This is a genomic window from Pseudomonas sp. LBUM1647 (assembly GCF_059716175.1).
The window spans coordinates 2,741,334-2,761,222 of sequence record NZ_CP166809.1; the positions used below are offsets into that span (position 1 = coordinate 2,741,334).

General features: G+C 60.5%; 17 protein-coding genes and 1 pseudogene. 10 read left to right on the plus strand and 8 right to left on the minus strand.

What is annotated here, in order from left to right; all coding sequences use genetic code 11:
• The first annotated feature begins 25 nt into the window (after positions 1-25).
• Entirely contained in the window at positions 26-2,455 is a 2,430-nt protein-coding gene (locus ACA059_RS12455) for an efflux RND transporter permease subunit (protein ID WP_497634662.1), read from the plus strand.
• Positions 2,456-2,501: 46 nt separating this feature from the next.
• Here ACA059_RS12455 and ACA059_RS12460 read toward each other — a convergent pair whose 3' ends face one another.
• Both ACA059_RS12460 and ACA059_RS12465 read right to left on the minus strand, forming a co-directional pair.
• Positions 2,502-2,783: a DUF3303 domain-containing protein gene (locus ACA059_RS12460; protein ID WP_497634031.1), complete on the minus strand. Its 282-nt coding sequence runs from the start codon at positions 2,781-2,783 to the stop codon at positions 2,502-2,504.
• A gap of 229 nt (positions 2,784-3,012) precedes the next feature.
• Positions 3,013-3,414, minus strand: a complete 402-nt coding sequence (locus tag ACA059_RS12465) for a hypothetical protein (RefSeq protein WP_497634032.1) — start codon at positions 3,412-3,414, stop codon at positions 3,013-3,015.
• Positions 3,415-3,531: 117 nt separating this feature from the next.
• On the opposite strand from ACA059_RS12465, the gene ACA059_RS12470 reads away from it, so the two are divergent.
• From ACA059_RS12470 to ACA059_RS12495, 6 genes and pseudogenes are all read left to right on the plus strand, one after another.
• Positions 3,532-4,302 carry a DUF2092 domain-containing protein gene (locus ACA059_RS12470; RefSeq protein ID WP_497634033.1) on the plus strand — a complete coding sequence of 257 codons (771 nt, stop codon included), beginning with the start codon at positions 3,532-3,534 and terminating at the stop codon, positions 4,300-4,302.
• 1 nt (position 4,303) lies between these two features.
• A complete protein-coding gene (locus tag ACA059_RS12475; protein ID WP_497634034.1) occupies positions 4,304-4,897 on the plus strand; it encodes a hypothetical protein in 594 nt (197 codons plus the stop codon).
• Between the two features lie 47 nt (positions 4,898-4,944).
• Entirely contained in the window at positions 4,945-5,337 is a 393-nt protein-coding gene (locus ACA059_RS12480; RefSeq protein ID WP_497634035.1) for a GFA family protein, read from the plus strand.
• A 33-nt stretch (positions 5,338-5,370) separates the two neighbouring features.
• On the plus strand, positions 5,371-5,829 hold the full coding sequence (locus tag ACA059_RS12485) for a metallophosphoesterase family protein (protein ID WP_497634663.1): 459 nt from the start codon (positions 5,371-5,373) through the stop codon (positions 5,827-5,829).
• 85 nt (positions 5,830-5,914) lie between these two features.
• On the plus strand, positions 5,915-6,295 hold the full coding sequence (locus tag ACA059_RS12490) for a RidA family protein (RefSeq protein WP_497634036.1): 381 nt from the start codon (positions 5,915-5,917) through the stop codon (positions 6,293-6,295).
• A gap of 209 nt (positions 6,296-6,504) precedes the next feature.
• Positions 6,505-6,801, plus strand: a pseudogene (locus tag ACA059_RS12495) (winged helix-turn-helix transcriptional regulator); the annotation flags it as partial.
• Here the strand turns inward: ACA059_RS12495 and lipA are convergent.
• The 6 genes from lipA to ACA059_RS12525 form a co-directional block, all read right to left on the minus strand.
• Positions 6,776-7,792 carry a lipoyl synthase gene (gene lipA, locus ACA059_RS12500; protein WP_497634037.1) on the minus strand — a complete coding sequence of 339 codons (1,017 nt, stop codon included), beginning with the start codon at positions 7,790-7,792 and terminating at the stop codon, positions 6,776-6,778. The pseudogene ACA059_RS12495 and the gene lipA overlap by 26 nt on opposite strands.
• Positions 7,793-7,948: 156 nt before the next feature.
• The gene (glyA, locus tag ACA059_RS12505) at positions 7,949-9,205 is read right to left on the minus strand and encodes a serine hydroxymethyltransferase (RefSeq protein ID WP_497634038.1); all 1,257 of its coding nucleotides are present in this window, start codon (positions 9,203-9,205) and stop codon (positions 7,949-7,951) included.
• A 161-nt stretch (positions 9,206-9,366) separates the two neighbouring features.
• Positions 9,367-12,222 carry an aminomethyl-transferring glycine dehydrogenase gene (gcvP, locus tag ACA059_RS12510; RefSeq protein ID WP_497634039.1) on the minus strand — a complete coding sequence of 952 codons (2,856 nt, stop codon included), beginning with the start codon at positions 12,220-12,222 and terminating at the stop codon, positions 9,367-9,369.
• 10 nt (positions 12,223-12,232) lie between these two features.
• Entirely contained in the window at positions 12,233-12,610 is a 378-nt protein-coding gene (gcvH, locus tag ACA059_RS12515; RefSeq protein WP_497634040.1) for a glycine cleavage system protein GcvH, read from the minus strand.
• A gap of 427 nt (positions 12,611-13,037) precedes the next feature.
• Positions 13,038-14,546 carry a transcriptional regulator GcsR gene (gcsR, locus tag ACA059_RS12520; RefSeq protein WP_497634041.1) on the minus strand — a complete coding sequence of 503 codons (1,509 nt, stop codon included), beginning with the start codon at positions 14,544-14,546 and terminating at the stop codon, positions 13,038-13,040.
• 56 nt (positions 14,547-14,602) lie between these two features.
• A complete protein-coding gene (locus tag ACA059_RS12525; protein ID WP_140894367.1) occupies positions 14,603-15,517 on the minus strand; it encodes a LysR family transcriptional regulator in 915 nt (304 codons plus the stop codon).
• Between the two features lie 151 nt (positions 15,518-15,668).
• Here ACA059_RS12525 and speB point away from each other — a divergent pair, with 151 nt between their 5' ends.
• The 3 genes from speB to ACA059_RS12540 all read left to right on the plus strand — a co-directional run bounded on the left by speB (position 15,669) and on the right by ACA059_RS12540 (position 19,888).
• Positions 15,669-16,673 carry an agmatinase gene (speB, locus tag ACA059_RS12530; RefSeq protein WP_497634664.1) on the plus strand — a complete coding sequence of 335 codons (1,005 nt, stop codon included), beginning with the start codon at positions 15,669-15,671 and terminating at the stop codon, positions 16,671-16,673.
• A 27-nt stretch (positions 16,674-16,700) separates the two neighbouring features.
• Complete coding sequence (locus tag ACA059_RS12535) at positions 16,701-18,209, plus strand: aldehyde dehydrogenase family protein (protein WP_008146745.1); 1,509 nt, start codon at positions 16,701-16,703, stop codon at positions 18,207-18,209.
• Between the two features lie 110 nt (positions 18,210-18,319).
• Entirely contained in the window at positions 18,320-19,888 is a 1,569-nt protein-coding gene (locus ACA059_RS12540; RefSeq protein ID WP_497634042.1) for a purine-cytosine permease family protein, read from the plus strand.
• Position 19,889 lies beyond the last annotated feature (1 nt).

Here is a 19,889-nt window from a genome sequence, read left to right on the forward strand (position 1 = left end):
CCGGCATTACAAAGAGAACAACATGATGGGTCACTACGAACTCGAAACAATGCCGGTCATTCGCGAGCTCAAGGGCTTCGACGTCCGTTCCGGTAACCGCCTGGAGCGGCTGATCTTCAATAATCGCCTGTGGGTGGTGCTGGCTTGCCTGTTGGTGACGGTTGCATTGAGCTACTTCGCCACCACACGGCTGACGCTCAATGCCAGCTTCGAAAAGATGATTCCCCACAGTCAGCCCTTCATCAAAAACTACCTGGAAAACCGTCAGGCCCTGCGCGGTCTGGGCAACGCGGTGCGGGTGGTGGTGGAGAGCAGCAACGGTGACATTTTCGACCCGCACTATCTGGATGCCTTGAAGGAAATCAACGACGAACTGTTCGTCACCCCCGGCGTTGATCGTGCCTGGATGAAGTCGCTGTGGACCCCGGCGGTGCGCTGGACCGAAGTGACCGAAGAGGGCTTCCAGGGCGGCCCGGTGATGCCCGATTCCTATGATGGTTCGGCCCGGAGCGTGCAGCAGTTGCGCCAGAACATCGCGCGTTCGGGGATTGTTGGCAGTCTGATCGGCAACAACTTCAAATCGAGCATGATTTTTGTGCCGCTGCTGGAGAAAGACCCGGTCACCGGGCAAGGCATCGACTACCACCAGTTCTCGAAAACCCTCGAAGAGAAACTGCGCAACAAGTATGAGTTCGACGGTGTGGTTCGTGTCGCCGGCGAGGAAGGCAAAGGGGCGATCAAGATCCGCGTCATCGGTTTCGCCAAACTGGTGGGCGACCTGATCGATGGCCTGATGCAGGTCATGCTGTACTTCGGTGCCGCTGCATTGATTGCAACTGCAATCATCTTTTTCTTCACCCGTTGCGTGCGCAGCACGGCACTGGTGATCCTCTGTTCGGTGATCGCGGTCGCCTGGCAATTGGGTTTGGTCGCACTGTTTGGCTTTGCGCTGGACCCGTTTTCGATTCTGGTGCCGTTCCTGGTGTTCGCCATCGGCGTGTCTCACGGCGCGCAGAAGATGAACGGGATCATGCAGGACGTGGGGCGCGGCACTCATCAACTGGTCGCCGCACGCTACACCTTCCGCCGTCTGTTCCTCGCTGGCCTGACCGCGTTGCTGGCGGATGCCGTGGGTTTTGCGGTGTTGATGCTGATCGACATTCCGGTGATCCAGGACCTGGCGATCACCGCCAGCATTGGTGTCGCGGTGTTGATCTTCACCAATCTGGTGCTGCTGCCGGTGTTGCTGTCTTATTGGGGGGTGAGTCGCAAGGCTGCCGTGCGCAGCTTGCGGGCGGAGAGCGACGAGCTACGTGGCAAAGGCATGGGCGCGCTCTGGAGTTTTCTCGACAAGTTCACCGAACGTCGCTGGGCCACTGTCGCCGTCACTATCGCTGGCCTGTTGGCGGTGGGCGGGGTTGTCGTCAGCCATCATCTGAAGATCGGCGACCTTGACCCCGGCGCCCCGGAACTGCGCTCCGACTCGCGCTATAACCGCGACAACGCCTACATCACCGCCAACTATTCGCTGTCCAGCGACCAGTTCGCAATCATGCTCAAGACCCCCAGTGAAGGCTGCCTGAAATACGAAAGCCTGGTGGAAGCCGATCGCCTGGGCTGGCTATTGCAGCAGCAACCCGGCGTGCAAACCACCGTGTCACTGGTCAACGCCGTACGGCAGATCACCGCCGGTTCCTACGAAGGCAACCCCAAGTGGTTGACCATCGCCCGCAACCAGAACGTGCTGAACTACGGCGCACAGCAGGCTTCGGTCAGCAGCCCGGACTTGTTCAACAACGATTGTTCGATGATGCCCGTCGTCGCGTATCTGTCCGATCACAAGGCCGAAACCCTGGATCGCGTGGTGCAAGTGGCCGAAACCTTCGCCCGCGAACACAGTAATGGCGAGCGACAGTTCATGCTCGCCGCCGGGAGTGCCGGGATCGAAGCCGCGACCAATATCGTGGTGCGCGATGCCAACCGCACCATGCTGTTGTACGTGTATGGCGCGGTGATTGTGCTGTGTTTCATCACCTTTCGCAGTTGGCGGGCGGTGGTAGTGGCGGTGGTGCCGTTGATGCTGACGTCTATTTTGTGCGAAGCGCTGATGGTCTGGCTCGGCATGGGCGTGAAAGTCGCCACGCTACCGGTGATCGCACTCGGCGTGGGGATCGGCGTAGACTACGCGCTGTACCTGCTGAGCGTGCAACTGGCGCAGCAACGTGCCGGGCTGTCGTTGACCGAGGCCTATCGCAACGCTGTGGCGTTCACTGGCAAAGTCGTGGCGTTGGTCGGCATCACCCTGGCCGCCGGCGTCATCACCTGGGCCTGGTCGCCGATCAAGTTCCAGGCGGACATGGGCATCCTGCTGACGTTCATGTTCATCTGGAACATGGTCGGGGCGTTGGTACTGATCCCGGCGTTATCGCACTTTCTGTTGCGCAAAGTGCGATAGGTAGAGACCGGAATAGGGCGGCGAGCCCGGCTCGCCGCCCCAACGACTATTGCTTGCCGACAGCGGCCGCCAGCAGCGGCGCTATCTGTTCATCGGTCAGTGCCGCCTGGACCTCCATGGTCATGAGGTCGCTCCATTCCAGCACCCACTTCTGAATGGCTGCCGGATCACTGGCCTCTGCCACGCCAAAACCGGATGCACCTCCGACGGCGTGCCAGCGCCCCAGCATCTTGACGCCAGCGGGTGGAGCACCCCCGGTCTTGAGGAAACGCCCGATCGCGCTGTTACGATTTGCCGAACTGATAGACCAACTGACTATAAATAACATTGGCCACCTCCTGCTACGGATTGGCACCTGTTGCTGTTCGCGCACCTGGCGGGTGCCGGGACCACAGTCACGCTTGAGTGTCCAGCTTCATCCCTGACTGGCTTGAAACCATTGCTCCCATGAGAAGGCATAGCAGCGGCCAAGACTTTGCGTATGACCGCTGATCCTGTTTCGTTGCATGGCAACGAATTTTGCAGGTGCTTCGAGGACGATGTTCATGGTGCTGACTTCACGCATCGCGCAGCAGGTCGTTGGCGTTGAGCAGCGCGTAGGCAATCTCCGGGTGCTTCTCCAGTGCGCGACGAATCGCGGCCGGGATCGACTGACGGGTTTTGCGGCATAGCCCCGGTTGTTCGCCAAGGTTAATACCGATACCGCGCATGGTGCGTACTTCGTTGAAACTGGGGACGATGTCCACGCGGATGCCCAACTGCTCATACATCCGCCGTTGCAGGCGTTCCAGATCACTCAGGCTCTGGAGGTTTTCCAGGCGTTCAACCAGGCGCTTTTCTTCCGAACGGGTCAGAAACAGGATGCGCACGTCCGCCCCCGGTGTTTCCAGCAGCGGGTCACGCCCGCAGTCGCAGGCGCCGGGCGGGCAGGGTTGGCGGATCGGAGGCGGGGTGGTCATGGGGTTCAATCATAGAGTGCTCCAATCCGGTTTGCCCATAGGGTTTTTGCCCTTCTGGCGAACGGGTCACGCCGGGTCTAGGCTTAAAAGTCGTGCACAGGCTCAGGAGCGGGATCAATGAAAGCCAACGCGAGTGTTTTCTGCCTGTTGTTCACCCTTGCGCTGGCCCCGGGCGCTCGTGCCGACGATCCGCCAACACCGGACGCCACCCCGACGATCAACCCGCAAGTGGTCGATAAACTCATCGATATGGGCACCTACCTACGCAGTCTGCCGACGTTTCAGGTCGACGCCGAAGTGTCCCGGGATACCGTTCTGGAGTCCGGCCAGAAGATCAAGACCGAAGCCTCGACTGTCTTGAAAGTGGTGGGTCGCGATCGGATGTATGCCAAAACGGAAGGCGATGTTCGAACGCGAGAGTTCTTCTACAACGGCAAGAAACTGACCCAGTATTCACCGTTTCTGAAGTACTACACCACCGTGGATGCACCGCCTGAAGTCTCCGATACGCTGCACTTGATAGAAAACCATTACGGGATTCAGGTGCCCATGGAGGATCTGTTTCTGTTTGGCAGCGATCAGGCACAGATCGATGCGCTGAAAGAGGCGCTGTACGTCGGCCCGTCGACGATCAAGGGGCAACTGTGTGATCACCTGGCCTTTCGGCAGGAGGGCGTTGACTGGCAGTTGTGGATCACCCGATCCGACAAGCCGCTGCCATGCAAACTGGTGATCACTACCACCGATGAACCGGGGTTTCCGGAATACAGCGCGGTGTATCGCTGGAACCTGAAGCCGGGCATCAAGGACTCGATCTTCACCTTCGCACCGCGTAAGGGCGATGTGGCGATTCCTTTGAAGAAAGCCAGTGATCAGGGAGGGGAATGACATGAACAGGACGATGTCGTGGAGCCTGTTGTTATCGCTCGTAACCACCTCGGTACTGACGCTGAGCCTGGTCACTTATGTGGATGCCCGACCCCAGCGCGCCCAAGGGCAAGCTAGGGCATCGGTCAATCGTGCGCCGCCGCCCAGCGCCCAAAGGGCTCAGCGCGTCAACACCGGCAATACCGCGCAACGCGCTACCAACGTCAACGCGGGCAATCGGGCCAATGCTGGCAACACGGTTAATTCTGGCAATCGGGCCAATACCGGAAACACAGTCGGCAACCGAACCAACATCAACAACAGCACCCGTAACGTCAACATCGACAACAGCCGCGACGTGGACATCGACGTAGACGGGCGTGGCCGCTATGGCTACGACAATCACTACCATCCGATCGCCACGGCGGCGGCCGTCACCGCAACGGTCGCGGTGACAGCGGCGGTGGTCGGGTCGATCTTCACGCCAGCGCAATTGCCCCCCAGTTGCGTGCAAGTCATCCAGTACAACACGGCTTACATGCAGTGCGGTTCAACCTGGTATCAACCGCAGTATCAGGGCAGCGATGTGACTTATGTCGTGGTCAATGCGCCTTGAGTCGGGGGGATCACGTTCCGACTGCTTGATTTTAGAGGAGACGCAGCATGGAGCGATTCACGGGTGGTTGCCTGTGCGGCAACGTCCGAATTGAGGCGTCTGGACTCCCGTATCGGGTCGGCCTTTGTCACTGTCTCGACTGCCGCAAGCATCATGGGGCGCTTTTTCATGCTTCCGCGATATTCCCTCAGAGTGCGGTGACGATCGAAGGCGAAACACGCGACTACGCCGGGCGGTTTTTCTGTCCCCGCTGCGGCTCGTCCGTTTTTGCGCGCACCGACGACGAAATCGAAGTGAACCTGGGCTCCCTGGATGCCCCAGACCAACTGATGCCAACCTACGAAAGCTGGATCGTGCGTCGTGAGTCCTGGTTGCCGCCGTTTCCGCTCACGAGACGATACGAGCGCGACCGTGATGCTAAGGGTCGCTTTGAGGAGTAGGTTCCGATGCTTGAACCGGGTCTGGAGCGCTGCATGAAAGTGGGCGTGATTTCCGACACACATGGCTTGCTCCGCGCCGAAGCCCTTGCTGCGCTGCAGGGTTGTGAACGGATTATTCATGCGGGCGACATCGGCAACCCCGAAATCCTCGAACAGCTGGCGTCAATAGCCCCGCTGCACGTGGTCCGCGGGAACAATGATCTGGACGCCCCTTGGGCGGAAAATCTCGCCGACTGCCTATGTTTCGACCTGAACGGATGGCAGACCTTGCTGGTACATGACAGTGCCGATGTCCCGGCCGTGCTTGATGCAGGCATAAAGCTGGTGATCACCGGCCATTCGCACAAGCCCCGCATAGAATGGCGCGGCGAACAGCTCTACCTCAATCCCGGCAGCGCGGGAAGACGGCGCTTCAAGCTGCCGGTGACGCTGGCTCTGCTTGAGGTGCTTGAGACCTCAATTGAGCCGCGCCTGGTCTCGCTGCTGGAATGACTTTTCCCTGGATGGTAGTTTTTTCTGAGTTTTCCAGCCGCTATATACTCGACGGCCCCTTTACCACCTCATGCAAGAGATCCCTATGGCAAACCACGACCTCACCTTTCTCCCCGACCCCGATCCGCAATCCATCTCCTCGGATGTCGCCGGTTTCGGCGGCCTACTGGTCTCCACTCAGATCCCCACCCACGCCGACGGCAGCCTGGAACTGGGCGACATCATCCTGCAGAGCGAGTGCACGCTGCAGGCGCTCAAGGTTGCGCTGGAGCACGCCGGCAGTTCCATGGACCGGGTTCTGCATCTGACCATCTACCTTACCGACATGGCCGACCGCGCCGCCTTCAACGAGGTCTACCAGCGCTTCTTCGCCAAGCCCTGGCCGGTTCGGGCCGCCGTTGGCGTGGCCTCCCTGGCGGTTGAAGGCATGCGCGTGGAAGTCACTGCGATGGCAGCCAAGGGCTGAGTCCGCGGATTTATCCGGCGGTCCCGCTTAACGAAAAACACCTCCTGAGGATGCGCGAAGGCGTTGACAACGATTCACCCGGTGCGCCGCTCCAGGACCGGCAGCAAGCGATGAGCCAGTGGCATGTCGCGCATCATCAAGATGCATGGCAGCGCTGAGCTGGCCCTTGAGCGAGCGACGGCTCTTGCCCCACATTGACCAGCATGCGCTACAACGAGCGGCCGCCACGCTACGAATATCACCTCACCCCGAAAGGGCAGGCCTTCTATTCTGTGGTGCTTGCACTGCGCGCGTGGGGAGAAGGCTGGTGCAAGTCGCCGGAGGAGGAGTTGGCAGTCGTTTACACCCACAAAGCCTGTGGCCAACCCGCAGGGCTAGGGCCGCTTTGCGAACATTGCGGCGAACTCTTGCGCCGTGAAGAGCTGATCAGCGAGCCGAGCGCCGCCTATATCGAAGAACGAAACGCACGGCGTGAGGCTTTCAAAGGGGGGCGAATCCAGCAGTAAGGAGGGAATCCACTGTGTTCGTTACTCCCTGAACTTGTTGGTCCGCATGGTAGGACGAGCGCACCAGAGGACCGGATGCAACGTTCTTGAAGCCCATCCGCGTACCTTGTTCGGCGAACCAGGCGAACACGTCCGGGTGCACGAAACGCTGGACTGGCAAGTGACTGCGCGACGGTTGCAGGTATTGGCCGAGGGTAAGCATGTCGACATCGTGCTCACGCATGCGCTGCATGACTTCGATGACTTCCTCGTCGGTCTCGCCAAGGCCCAGCATCAGGCCGGATTTGGTCGGTACACGTGGGACCATTAGCTTGAACTTCTGCAGCAGGTCCAGTGACCACTCGAAATCCGAACCCGGCCGCGCGGCTTTGTACAGGCGCGGGACAGTCTCCAGGTTGTGGTTGAACACATCGGGTGGCTCAGTGGCGGTGATCGCCAGGGCGACGTCCATCCGTCCACGGTAATCCGGCACCAGGGTTTCCAGTTGCACGCCCGGCGACAGCTTGCGGATTTCGCGCAGGCAATCGACGAAATGCTGGGCGCCGCCGTCGCGCAAGTCGTCGCGGTCCACCGAGGTGATCACCACGTACTTCAGGCGCAGGTCGGCGATGGCCACGGCGAGGTTCATCGGCTCTTCGGCGTCCAGCGGTTTTGGCCGGCCGTGGCCGACGTCGCAGAACGGGCAACGGCGGGTACAGATATCACCCATGATCATGAAGGTCGCCGTGCCACCGGAAAAACACTCGCCGAGGTTCGGGCAGGAGGCTTCTTCACAGACGCTGTGCAGCTTGTGTTTGCGCAGCAGCTGTTTGATCCGGTCGACCTCGGGGGAGATCGGAATGCGGATGCGAATCCAGTCGGGTTTGCGTGGGAACTCATCGGTCGGGATGATCTTGACCGGAATTCGCGCGACCTTTTCTGCACCGCGCAGTTTGATGCCGACTTGTATTTTTACCGGGCTTCTACCGGCTGACTCCACAATTATGCTCATGTGTATTTTTCTTTTGTTCTAGTGGTGGAGGCGAGATCGCATCGGAACCTGTGGGAGCGAGCCTGCTCGCGAAGGTGGAGTGTCAGTCGACATCAATGTTGAATGAGCAACCGCATTCGCGAGCAGGCTCGCTCCCACAGGGATAGTGCCGAGCAATCAGTCGCGGTAGACAGGGAAATCAGAGCACATCGCAGCGGCCTGCGTGGCGACTTGAGCCTCGACATCGGCATCGCCGAGGTGATCGAGAATGTCGCAGATCCAGCCCGCCAGCTCGATGCTCTGGGCTTCCTTGAAACCACGGCTGGTGATCGCCGGCGTGCCGATGCGCAGGCCGGAGGTCACGAACGGCGATTGTGGGTCGTTCGGCACAGCGTTCTTGTTCACGGTGATACCGGCACGGCCGAGGGCGGCGTCGGCGTCTTTGCCGGTCAGGCCCTGACGAATCAGGCTGACCAGGAACAGGTGGTTGTCGGTACCGCCCGACACGACGTCGTAGCCTCGATCAATGAAGACTTTAGCCATCGCCTGGGCGTTGCGGATCACTTGCGCCTGATAGGTCTTGAAGGCTGGCTCCAACGCTTCTTTGAAGCACACAGCCTTGGCCGCGATGACATGCATCAACGGACCACCCTGACCGCCGGGGAACACCGCTGAATTGAGTTTTTTCTCCAGTTCTGGATTGGCCTTGGCCAGGATCAGGCCGCCGCGCGGGCCGCGCAGGGTCTTGTGGGTCGTGGTGGTGACGACATCGGCAAAGGGAATCGGGTTCGGGTACAAACCGGTCGCTACCAGCCCCGCAACGTGGGCCATATCGACAAACAGATAAGCACCGACCTTGTCGGCAATCGCCCGGAAGCGTGGGAAGTCCAGGGTCTTCGAATAGGCGGAGAAGCCGGCGATGATCATCTTCGGCTGGTGCTCGACGGCCAGGCGCTCGACTTCGTCGTAATCGATCAGCCCGGTCGCGGTGTCGATGCCGTACTGAACGGCGTTATACAACTTGCCGGAAAAACTGACTTTGGCGCCGTGTGTCAGGTGTCCGCCGTGGGCCAGGCTCATGCCCAACACGGTGTCGCCGGCTTGCAGCAACGCCAGATAGACCGCTGCGTTGGCCTGGCTGCCGGAGTGCGGCTGGACGTTGGCGTAATCGGCGCCGAACAGCTGTTTGGCGCGGTCGATGGCCAATTGTTCGACTACGTCGACGTGTTCGCAGCCGCCGTAATAGCGCTTGCCCGGATAGCCTTCGGCGTACTTGTTGGTCAGGCCACTGCCTTGCGCTTCCATCACCCGTTGGCTGGTGTAGTTTTCCGAAGCGATCAGCTCGATGTGGTGCTCTTGACGTGCGTCTTCGGCGTTCATCGCCGCCAGCAGTTCGTCGTCGTAGCCTTTGATCTGGTCGTGCTTGCTGAACATGGTGGAGTCCTCTTTTTGTTCTCTGGATGAGCTGCCGTATTTCTGTAGGAGCTGTCGAGTGCAACGAGGCTGCGATCTTTTGATTTTTAGAATCCAAGATCAAAAGATCGTCCGAGCGCGGCCCGAACCTTCGGCAGCTCCTACAGGGTTATGAGGTGTTTTTAGGCGTCCTGGTAGTCAGCAATCGACGGGCAGGCACAGATCAGGTTGCGGTCGCCAAACACGTTGTCGACCCGACCGACGGGCGGCCAGTATTTCGCGTCGATCAAGGTTTCGAGTGGATACACCGCTTGCTCACGGCTGTACGGATGCGTCCACTCGCCGACGATTTCCGCCGCGGTGTGCGGGGCGTTTTTCAGCGGGTTGTCGTCCTTGTCCAGGGTGCCGTTTTCCACCGCGCGGATTTCTTCGCGGATGCGGATCATGGCGTCGCAGAAGCGGTCCAGTTCTTCCTTGGATTCGCTTTCGGTCGGCTCGATCATCAGCGTGCCGGCGACCGGGAACGACATGGTCGGGGCGTGGAAGCCGAAGTCGATCAGGCGCTTGGCGACGTCATCGACGCTGATGCCGCTGCTGTCTTTCAGCGGACGCAGGTCGAGGATGCATTCGTGCGCCACCAGGCCGTTGCTGCCGGTGTAGAGCACTGGGTAATGCTCTTCGAGGCGACGGGAGATGTAGTTGGCATTCAGGATCGCCAGTTGCGAAGCCCGTTTCAGACCGGCGCCGCCCATCATCCGAATGTACATCCAGGTGATCGGCAAAATGCTTGCGCTGCCGAACGGTGCCGCGCAGACCGCGCCTTCTTTACGCTCCATGGTGCCGTGACCCGGCAGGAACGGGGTCAGGTGCGACTTGACGCCAATCGGGCCGACGCCCGGGCCGCCACCGCCGTGGGGGATGCAGAAGGTTTTGTGCAGGTTCAGGTGCGACACGTCGCCGCCGAACTTGCCCGGGGCGCAGAGGCCGACCATCGCGTTCATGTTGGCGCCATCGATGTACACCTGGCCGCCATGGTCATGAATGATGCCGCAGATTTCGCGGATGCCTTCTTCAAACACGCCGTGGGTCGACGGGTAGGTGATCATCAGCGCGGCGAGGTGTTCGCGGTGCTCGATGGCCTTGGCGCGCAGGTCTTCGATGTCGACGTTGCCACGGGCATCGCACGCGGTCACGACCACACGCATGCCAGCCATGTTGGCAGTGGCCGGGTTGGTGCCGTGGGCGGACGAGGGGATCAGGCAGATGTCGCGACGGTCTTCGCCACGGCTCTGGTGATAGGCGCGGATCGCCAGCAGGCCGGCGTACTCACCCTGGGAACCGGCGTTTGGTTGCAGCGAGATCGCGTCGTACCCGGTGGCGGCGCAGAGCATCGCTTCCAGCTCGTCGGTCAGTTGCTGATAACCGGCGCTTTGCTCGGCCGGGGCGAACGGGTGCAGGGCACCGAATTCAGCCCAGGTCACCGGGATCATTTCGCTGGCAGCGTTGAGTTTCATGGTGCACGAACCCAGCGGGATCATGGTGCGATCCAGGGCCAGGTCCTTGTCGGCGAGCTTGCGCAGGTAGCGCATCAGCTCGGTTTCCGAGTGGTAACGGTTGAACACCGGGTGGCTGAGGATTGGCGACTGACGAACCAGGGCTGCCGGGATGGTGCTTTGAACGGAGGCGGCGAGGGCGGCGAAGTCTGGCAGCGCTTTGCCATCGGCCAGCAGGGCCCACAGCGTTTCGACGTCAGCTTGCGAAGTGGTTTCGTCGAGGGACAGGCCCAGACGTTCAGCATCGATCACGCGCAGGTTGATCTGCTGCGCACGCGCCTTGTCGTGCAGCTTGGCGGTGTTGGCGCCGGTCTTGATCGTCAGCGTGTCGAAGAAGCTTGCTTGCTCGACGCTCAGGCCCAGTGCATTCAGGCCTTTGGCCAGAATAGCGGTCAGGTGATGAATGCGGTTGGCGATCTGGGTCAGGCCTTTCGGGCCGTGGTACACGGCGTACATGCTGGCGATGTTGGCCAACAGCACTTGGGCGGTGCAGATGTTGCTGGTGGCCTTCTCGCGGCGGATATGTTGCTCGCGGGTCTGCATCGCCAGGCGTAGGGCCGGCTTGCCGAAACGGTCCACCGAGACACCGACCAGACGGCCCGGCATGTCGCGCTTGAACGCATCTTTCGTCGAGAAGTAAGCCGCGTGCGGGCCACCGAAGCCCAGCGGCACGCCGAAGCGTTGCGCGCTGCCGATGGCCACGTCAGCACCGAACTCGCCCGGTGGAGTCAGCACGGTCAGGGCCAGCAGATCAGCAGCCACCGCCACCAGGGCGTTGGCGGCGTGGAAGCGCTCGGTCAGTTCGCGGTAATCGAACACATCACCGTTGCTCGCCGGGTATTGCAGCAGGGCGCCGAAGAATGGCGTCACGTCAGTCAGTTCACGCTCATCGCCGACCACCACGTCGATGCCCAACGGCTCGGCCCGGGTGCGCAGCACGTCGAGGGTTTGCGGGTGGCAATGCACGGAAGCGAAGAACGCGTGGCTGCCCTTGTTCTTGCTCAGGCGTTTGCAGAAGGTCATGGCTTCGGCGGCGGCGGTGGCTTCATCGAGCAAGGAAGCGTTGGCGATCGGCAGGCCGGTGAGGTCGCTGATCAGGGTCTGGAAGTTCAGCAGCGCTTCGAGACGGCCCTGGGAGATTTCCGGTTGGTACGGGGTGTACGCGGTGTACCAGGCCGGGTTTTCCAGCAGGTTGCGCAGGATCGGCGACGGCGTGTGGGTGCCGTAGTAGCCCTGGCCGATGAAGGTCTTGAACAGCTGGTTTTTGCCGGCGATGGACTTGATCAAGGCCAGGGCATCGGCTTCACTCAGGCCGTCTTCGAGGCCGAGGACGCTGGTGCCCTTGATGCTGTCGGGGATGACGCTGGCGCTCAGGGCTTCCAGCGAGTCGAAGCCGAGGCTGTTGAGCATGGCTTGCTCGTCGCCGGTACGCGGGCCGATGTGGCGGGCGATGAATTCGTTGCGGGTGTCGAGGAGGGTGGTCATACGGAAATCCTCAAGCGTCGGCGTTGGTCAGGCGCTCGTAAGCGGTCTGGTCGAGCAGGGCGTCCATTGCACGCGTGTCGCTGGGGCGCATACGGAAGAACCAGCCCTCACCCAGTGCGTCTTCGTTGATCAATTCGGGAGAGCTTTCCAGCGTCGAATTCACCTCGACCACTTCGCCGTCCAGTGGCATGTACACGCTGCTGGCGGCTTTCACCGACTCCAGCACCGCCACTTCATCGCCAGCTCCGAAGGTGCGCAATTCAGGCACCTGAACGAAGACCACGTCGCCCAGCGCTTGCTGGGCATAAGCGGTGATCCCCACAGTGATCAGGCCATCGCTCTCAAGACGCAGCCATTCGTGATCGACGGTAAAACGCAATTCGCTCATATCAACTCCTCATTGTTCAGACTCATCCACTGCTGGTGGCGGATGGCGATGGACAGGCTCGTGTCGGGCAACGAGCGTGGCTTGAGGGTTGATAGCAAGGGTGGTGCCAATGTTAGTTATCAGTGTTAAATCAGTTAGTTAGGTTGGTTTTGATTAAATTGATGCGTTGCATCCGTATTGAAATCAATACAGGTATTCATGGGGGAGGGTGTGAAGCCCGGGCCAGACAGGTCGAGAGGGTTTTGTCTTGAATTCAATACACTGTATTGATTTGCAGACAAGTGAATGGCTCAACCTGTGGAGCTGCCGAAGGCTGCGATTTTTTGATTTTGATCTCGATCTTGATGTTTTCGATATCAACGCCGCTGAAGATCAAGATCAAAAGATCGCAGCCTTCGGCAGCTCCTACAGGGGATCGCGCGGGGGCTTACGGTTTTTTGGGAATGCCGTATTTGCGCAGGCGGATAGCGATGGCACTGTGCGAGGTTTGCAGGCGAGCGGCGAGTAAACGGCTGGAGGGATAGCTGCTGTAGAGCTGTTCCAGCAGGTTCTTTTCAAACCCTTCGACGGCATCCTCCAGGCTGCCGACCTCGCCGTCGTTTTTGCGCTCGACGGCGGTGCGGGCAATGTCGAGGTCGTCGATGTCCACCAACGGGTTTTCGCAAATAGCGGCGGCGCGAAAAATCACGTTTTGCAGTTGCCGCACATTGCCCGGCCAGCGGTTACCGAGCAGCGCCGGATAGGTCCCGGGCGCCAGTCGACAGACCGGACGCTGGATCTGCGCGCACGCCTGCTGCATGAAGTGGTTGGCCATCAACAGGATGTCGTGGCCCCGTTCGCGTAACGGTGGTACTTGCAGATTAAGCACATTCAGGCGGTAAAACAGATCCTCGCGAAAACTGCCTTCGCTGACCATTTTTTCCAGATCACGGTGAGTCGCGCTGAGGACCCGCACGTTGACCCTGACCTCACGATCGCCACCCACCCGACGGAAGCAGCCATCGCTTAAAAAGCGCAGCAATTTGGCCTGCAAGTAGGGCGACATTTCGCCGACTTCGTCGAGGAACACCGTGCCCTGGTCGGCCAGTTCCAGCAGGCCGAGTTTGCCGCCGCGCTGGGCACCGGTGAAGGCGCCCGCGGCGTAGCCGAACAGCTCGCTTTCGGCGAGGCTCTCCGGCAGTGCCGCGCAGTTCAGCGCCAGGAAGGGCGAGTCATGTCGTGCGCTGATCGCGTGGCAGGCACGCGCCACCAACTCTTTGCCGGTGCCGGTTTCGCCCTGAATCAGCAGCGGTGCATCGAGCGTTGCAACGCGCTGGGCGCGGGCCTTGAGGGTCCGAATCGCCGGGGACTCGCCGAGCAGCGCGTCGAAACCTTCGGCATGGTCGTGATGCAGCGCCGACAGGCGTTCACCGATGCGGTTCGGTTGGTACAGGGTCAGCAGGGCGCCGGCATCGGTGATCGGCATGGCGTCCAGAAGCAGGGTCTGGCCACCGAGGCTGACCTCATGCATGGGCAGGCGGTAACCGTGTTCGATCAACGTCTGTTGCAAAGAGGGATCATCGAAGAGCGCCGTCAACGGCTCACCGGCCGGTTCACGGCCACAGAGTGCGATCAGCGCCGGATTGGCCAGCAGCACATGACCGCGCTCATCCACCGCCAACACCGGGTCGGTGCTGGCCGCCAGCAAGGCATCGAGTTGCAAGCGTCGGCGCTGCCCCGGGAGGATGTCGACCATCGTCACGGCTTGTACGCCGCGCACCCCAAGAAAAGCCTCGTGCAACTCTTCCAGCACATCGGCGCCGAGGGTCGGGGCATCGATGTAAACGTTGGGCGGCACCATCTCGACGGCATCCAGATTGAAACGGCGCCCACCGAGCAGGGCCAGCACTTCCTGGGTGATGCCGACGCGGTCGATGAAGGTGACGTGGATGCGCATAGGTGGCCTGCAAGGGTTGCGAACAGAATGAGTATGACCGGCACCAGCAGTGTCTGTCAGGTGGTGCCGGTGGTGCGTGAACAGGCGGCCAGATCTTCAAGAAAGGCCTGAAGGATCGGCGGCGGGGCAGTGCCGCGTCGGGTGATCACGTCGAACGGCGACATCAGTTGCAAGCTGGTGGGCGCCAGTTGGTGCATCTCGCCGGTCTTGATCCACTGGGCTGCGAAGTGCATCGGCAGAAAGCCCAGATAGGCGCCGGAGATCAGCAGAATCGCCAGCGCTTCGATGTTGTCCACCGTGGCCGCAGCCTTGCTGACGCCCAAGTGTTCCAGGTCGTATTGCTGCATGTAACCCCTGACGACAATCCGGCTCGCGGCAATCTCTTCGAGCAGTTCGTCGCCCTCGGCCTTGCTGCCATACAGCGGATGCCGCCGCCCGCAATACAACCCCAGTGCTTCCTGATACAGCGGCGAGTGCAACAGCCCCGGAACGTAGATCGGAAAGTGCCCGATGGCCAGGTGCAGTCGGCCGTCGAGCACGCGTTCTTCCAGTTCGGCGGGGGTGCCGACGTACACGTTCAGATGGACGTCGTGCCCCCTCGACACGAAGCGTTGGGTGGTGCGCGGCAGTGGAGAATCGGGATCGGTAATGGTGGTGTCGATGATCCCCAGATTGAGCTTGCCGCTGATGTGCTGCTTGAGCACGTCGGCGTCCATGCAGAAGTTTTCCACCGCCGAGAGCAGACGCTGAGTGGCTTCGTGGATCGCCACGCCTTGCTCGGTCAGACGAAAGCCGCTGCGCCCGCGTTGACAGAGCTTGACCCCCAGCCGGGTTTCCAGATGGGTCATCTGTTCGCTGATGGTTGACTGGCCGGCGTTCAACGCCGCCTGCGCGGCGGAAAAGCCCCCGCACCTGACAATCGTGGCAAACACCCTGAGCAGTTTCAGATCGACATCGTGCAGCTGGATCACCTTGAACCTCCCGCGTGTGGATGCATCGGTAATGCCGATATGAGTATCTGATGTTTAGCATTTTTTCCACGAAAACCTGCACCCATAGTCATTCCAACGGCGGTCGCCTTCCAAGTCCGCCAGCTGATAACAAGAATTGGAGATGCCTGAAATGTCGAACAACGGTTATGAATCCGGTCGCCTGAACCTGCCATTCGTGGGTCACTGCACCTTTGGCAAATCCCCGGTGTGCACCGATTGGGATGCATTGGATGCGGACGTGGCGGTCCTCGGCGTGCCCAACGACATGGGTACCCAGTGGCGTTCCGGTGCACGCTTCGGACCACGTGGCATTCGTGAGGCATCGACCCTGTTTTCCTTCGGCCATGCCGGCGCCTATGACCACGAAGATGACGTCATGTACCTGACCGCATCGGACGTGCGCATGGTCGATGTGGGTGACGCCGATATCGTGCACACCGACATGGTCACCAGTAACGAGAACACCGAATACGCCGTGCGCAAGATTCTGGATGCCGGTGTCATGCCGGTTGTACTCGGTGGCGATCACTCGGTCCACGCACCGGTGATCAAGGCGTTCGAGGGCCGCGGCCCGATCCATATCATCCACTTCGATGCACACCTGGACTTCGTCGACGAGCGTCATGGCGTTCGCTACGGCCATGGCAACCCGCTGCGCCGCGCGTCCGAAATGAACCACATCGTCGGCATGACCCAGATGGGTATCCGCAACGTGTCGTCGTCCAATCGTGATGACTACGAAGCAGCCCACGCGGCCGGCTCGAAGATCCTTTCGGTCCGCGATGTGCGCCGCCTCGGCGTCGAAGGTGTGCTGGCGTTGATCCCGCAGAACATCAACTACTACATCACCATCGACATCGACGGTTTCGACCCGTCCATCGCCCCTGGCACCGGCACCCCAAGTCACGGCGGCTTTCTTTATTACGAAGTGCTGGAAATCATCCAGGCCCTGGCCAAACGCAGCCAAGGCAACATCGTTGGCATGGATCTGGTGGAGGTTGCACCGGTCTATGACCCTTCCGGCATGACCTCGATTCTGGCGGCGCAACTGCTGCTCAACAGCATCGGTTTCATCTTCCATGAGCGGGCTAAAGCTCGGCAAGTCACGAGCGAAACCACCACGGCCACGGCGTGATCTGACCGCCGCACAGAGGGAATAAAAATGGACACGATCGTTAAGCAGTATCTCCAGAAATTTGGTGTATCCGAAGCCACCCAGACCTTCCTCAGCAAGGTGCAGAAGATGTTCATCGGTGGCGCCTTTGTCGAGGCCAGCGACGGGCAGACGTCCGATGTTATTGAACCGTCGACCGAGGGCCTGATCACGCGTATTCCGATGGGCACTACCGAGGATCTGGACCGCGCGGTGCAAGCAGCCCGGGCACAGTTTGACGGTGGCGCCTGGCGTCAGGCCAAACCGGCGGAACGCGAACGGCTGATGCAACGCCTGGCGGACCTGATTGAAAGCAACGCCGCCGAACTGGCGGAAATCGAATCGATCGACATGGGCAAGTCAGTCGCCTTCGCGCGGGATGTCGATATCCAGGGCACGGTCGATACGCTGCGTTATTTCGCCGGTTGGGCGACGAAGCTGCATGGCCGAACCGTTGAACCGTCGCTGCCGGGCAATTACCTGGCTTATACCCGCAAGGAAGCGGTAGGTGTGGTCGGCGCCATCGTGCCCTGGAACTTCCCGCTGCAAACCATGGCCTGGAAGCTCGGCGCCGCCCTGGCAACCGGTTGCACCGTGGTGGTCAAACCCGCCGAACTGACCTCGTTGTCGGCCTTGCGCTTTGCCGAACTGGTGCAGGAAGCCGGCATCCCGGACGGGGTGATCAATATCGTGACCGGACGCGGCAGCGTGGTCGGTGCGGCCATGGCCACGCACCCCGGAATCGACAAACTCACCTTTACCGGCTCGACCCCGGTCGGCCGTACCGTAGGCCGCGCCGCGCTGGACGAAATGAAGCGACTAACCCTCGAACTCGGAGGAAAATCACCGGTAATCGTATTGGCCGATGCCGACGTGCCAGCCGCCGCCCAGGCCATCGCCAACGGCGTGTTTTTCAACTCGGGTCAGGTATGCGATGCCGGTACGCGGGCCTATATTCATCGCAGCGTCTACGACGAATTCCTGCGCGAACTGATCGCCTACACCCGCACGCTGAAAATCGCACCGGGTCTGGATCCAGACTGCTTCATCAGCCCGTTGGTCTCGGCGTTGCAGAAGGAGCGAGTGACCGACTACATCGAAACCGGCAAGCAAGAAGGTGCCGAACTGGTCTACGGCGGTCAGCCTGTCGAAGGCCCCGGTTTCTTCGTCGAGCCGACCATTTTTGCCCATTGCCGCAACGACATGCGCATCGTCCAGGAAGAGATTTTTGGGCCGGTGTTGGTCACCGCGCCGTTCGACGATGAAGAAGAGGCCTTGGCCCTGGCCAATGACTCGCCTTACGGCCTGGCGGCGGCACTGTATTCCAATGACCTTGGAAAGGTGCACAGCCTGATCCCGCGGTTGAAAGCGGGTTCGGTCTACGTCAACGCCCACGGCACCCTCGACCCGTCGATGCCGTTCGGTGGCTACAAGCAGTCCGGATTCGGCAAGGACCTGGGCGCAGAGCAGCTCGATTATCTGCTTGAGACCAAGGCGGTCTGGATCACACTTCCCTGAGTCAAGGCTGACTCAAACCCTGTGGGAGCGAGCCTGCTCGCTCCCACAGGGGCGTTCACCCAAAAGAATGCAGTTATCTCGTCATGATCTTCCAACAATAAGAGACCATCATGAACACTAACGCCAAGTCAGCCCCGAGCGTGTCGGTCCTGGACGACAAACCCGTCGTCGAAAGCCATTCGATTGACTTCATCCCGGAGAGCGAGCGCACCGACAAACTGTCGAGCCAGGGCCCGTTCTGGTTCCTCGGCAATTTCACCTTCTTTACCATGACCATCGGTTTCGTCGGCCCGAGCGTCGGCCTGACCGCGCTCTGGACCACACTGGCCGGCACGCTGGGCATCATGTTCGGCACGTTGTTCATGGCCTTTCACGGCTCGCAAGGCCCGCACCTTGGCTTGCCGCAGATGATCCAGTCGCGTGCGCAGTTCGGCTATCGCGGTGTGATCCTGGTGCTGCTGGCGACGCTGTTTGTGTTTGCCGGTTTCAACATCGTCAACCTGGTGTTGATGATGCAGGGGCTGCACACGCTATTCGGCTTCAACCCCGCAGTGATCGCGGTGGCAGTGACGATACCGGCGGCGGTGTTGGCGATCCTCGGGCATGACTGGATGCACCGCAGTTTCAAATGGGCGTTGTACCTGTCGCTTCCGCTTTACGGCCTGGTGACGTTGGCCGTGCTGATGGGCTGGGTTCCTGATGCAGTTGCGCCGGCACTTGCGGCCGGTGAAGTGGCCCCGCCGCCATTGGGCTTCAACTGGACCGGTTTCATCGCTCAGTTCGCGGCAGCGGCGAGTTACAACATCGCTTACGCCCCGTATGTGTCCGACTATTCGCGTTACCTGCCGAAGAACACCTCCAGCGGCAAACTGATCGCGGTGGTGTTCCTGGGTGCCTCGTTGTCCGGAGCATGGATGATCTCTGTCGGTGGCTGGTTGGCCGATCACCTGCATTCCACGGACGTGCTGGTGGCCCTTGGGCAAGTGGGCAACACGGTGTCGCCGCTGATGGGGACCGTGGTAGTGGTCGTCACGATCCTGGCGTTCCTGCCGGTCATCGCCATGAACATCTACAGCGCGAAGTTGACGACGCTGACCTGCGTCGACTCGATCAAACACATTGAGCCGACCCGCAAGGCGCGCATTCTGGCGATTGGTTTTGTGATCCTGCTGCAACTGGGCGTGGCCCTGAGCATTCAGAGTTCGGGCAAAGGACTGTCAGTGTTGGGCATCTACCTGGTGGTGATGCTGTACTTCCTGGTGCCCTGGACCTCGGTCAACCTGACCGACTACTTCTTCGTCCGCAAGGGTCGCTACGCCATCCCGCACTTCTTCATGCCCCACGGCAACATCTACGGCAGCTGGGGCCTGCGCGGCATTGCGGCGTATGCCATCGGCTTCATTTCGATGATTCCGTTCTTCTACATCTACGATGGCGTTGAACAGCGTGAAGTGTATGTCGGCCCGCTCGCCAAAGCGCTCGGCAGCATCGATATCGCCTGGCTCGTCGGGCTGATCGTGTCAGGGCTGGTCTACTACTGGTTCAGCCGCTCGATCGACCTCAAGCGCGAAGAAGCCGTCATCCAGCACATCGAAAAAACATCCCCGCAATACACCACCGGCGACAAGTTGACCCTGCCTTCGTTGCACGGTTTTAACGAATCGACGGTCCGGAGATAAT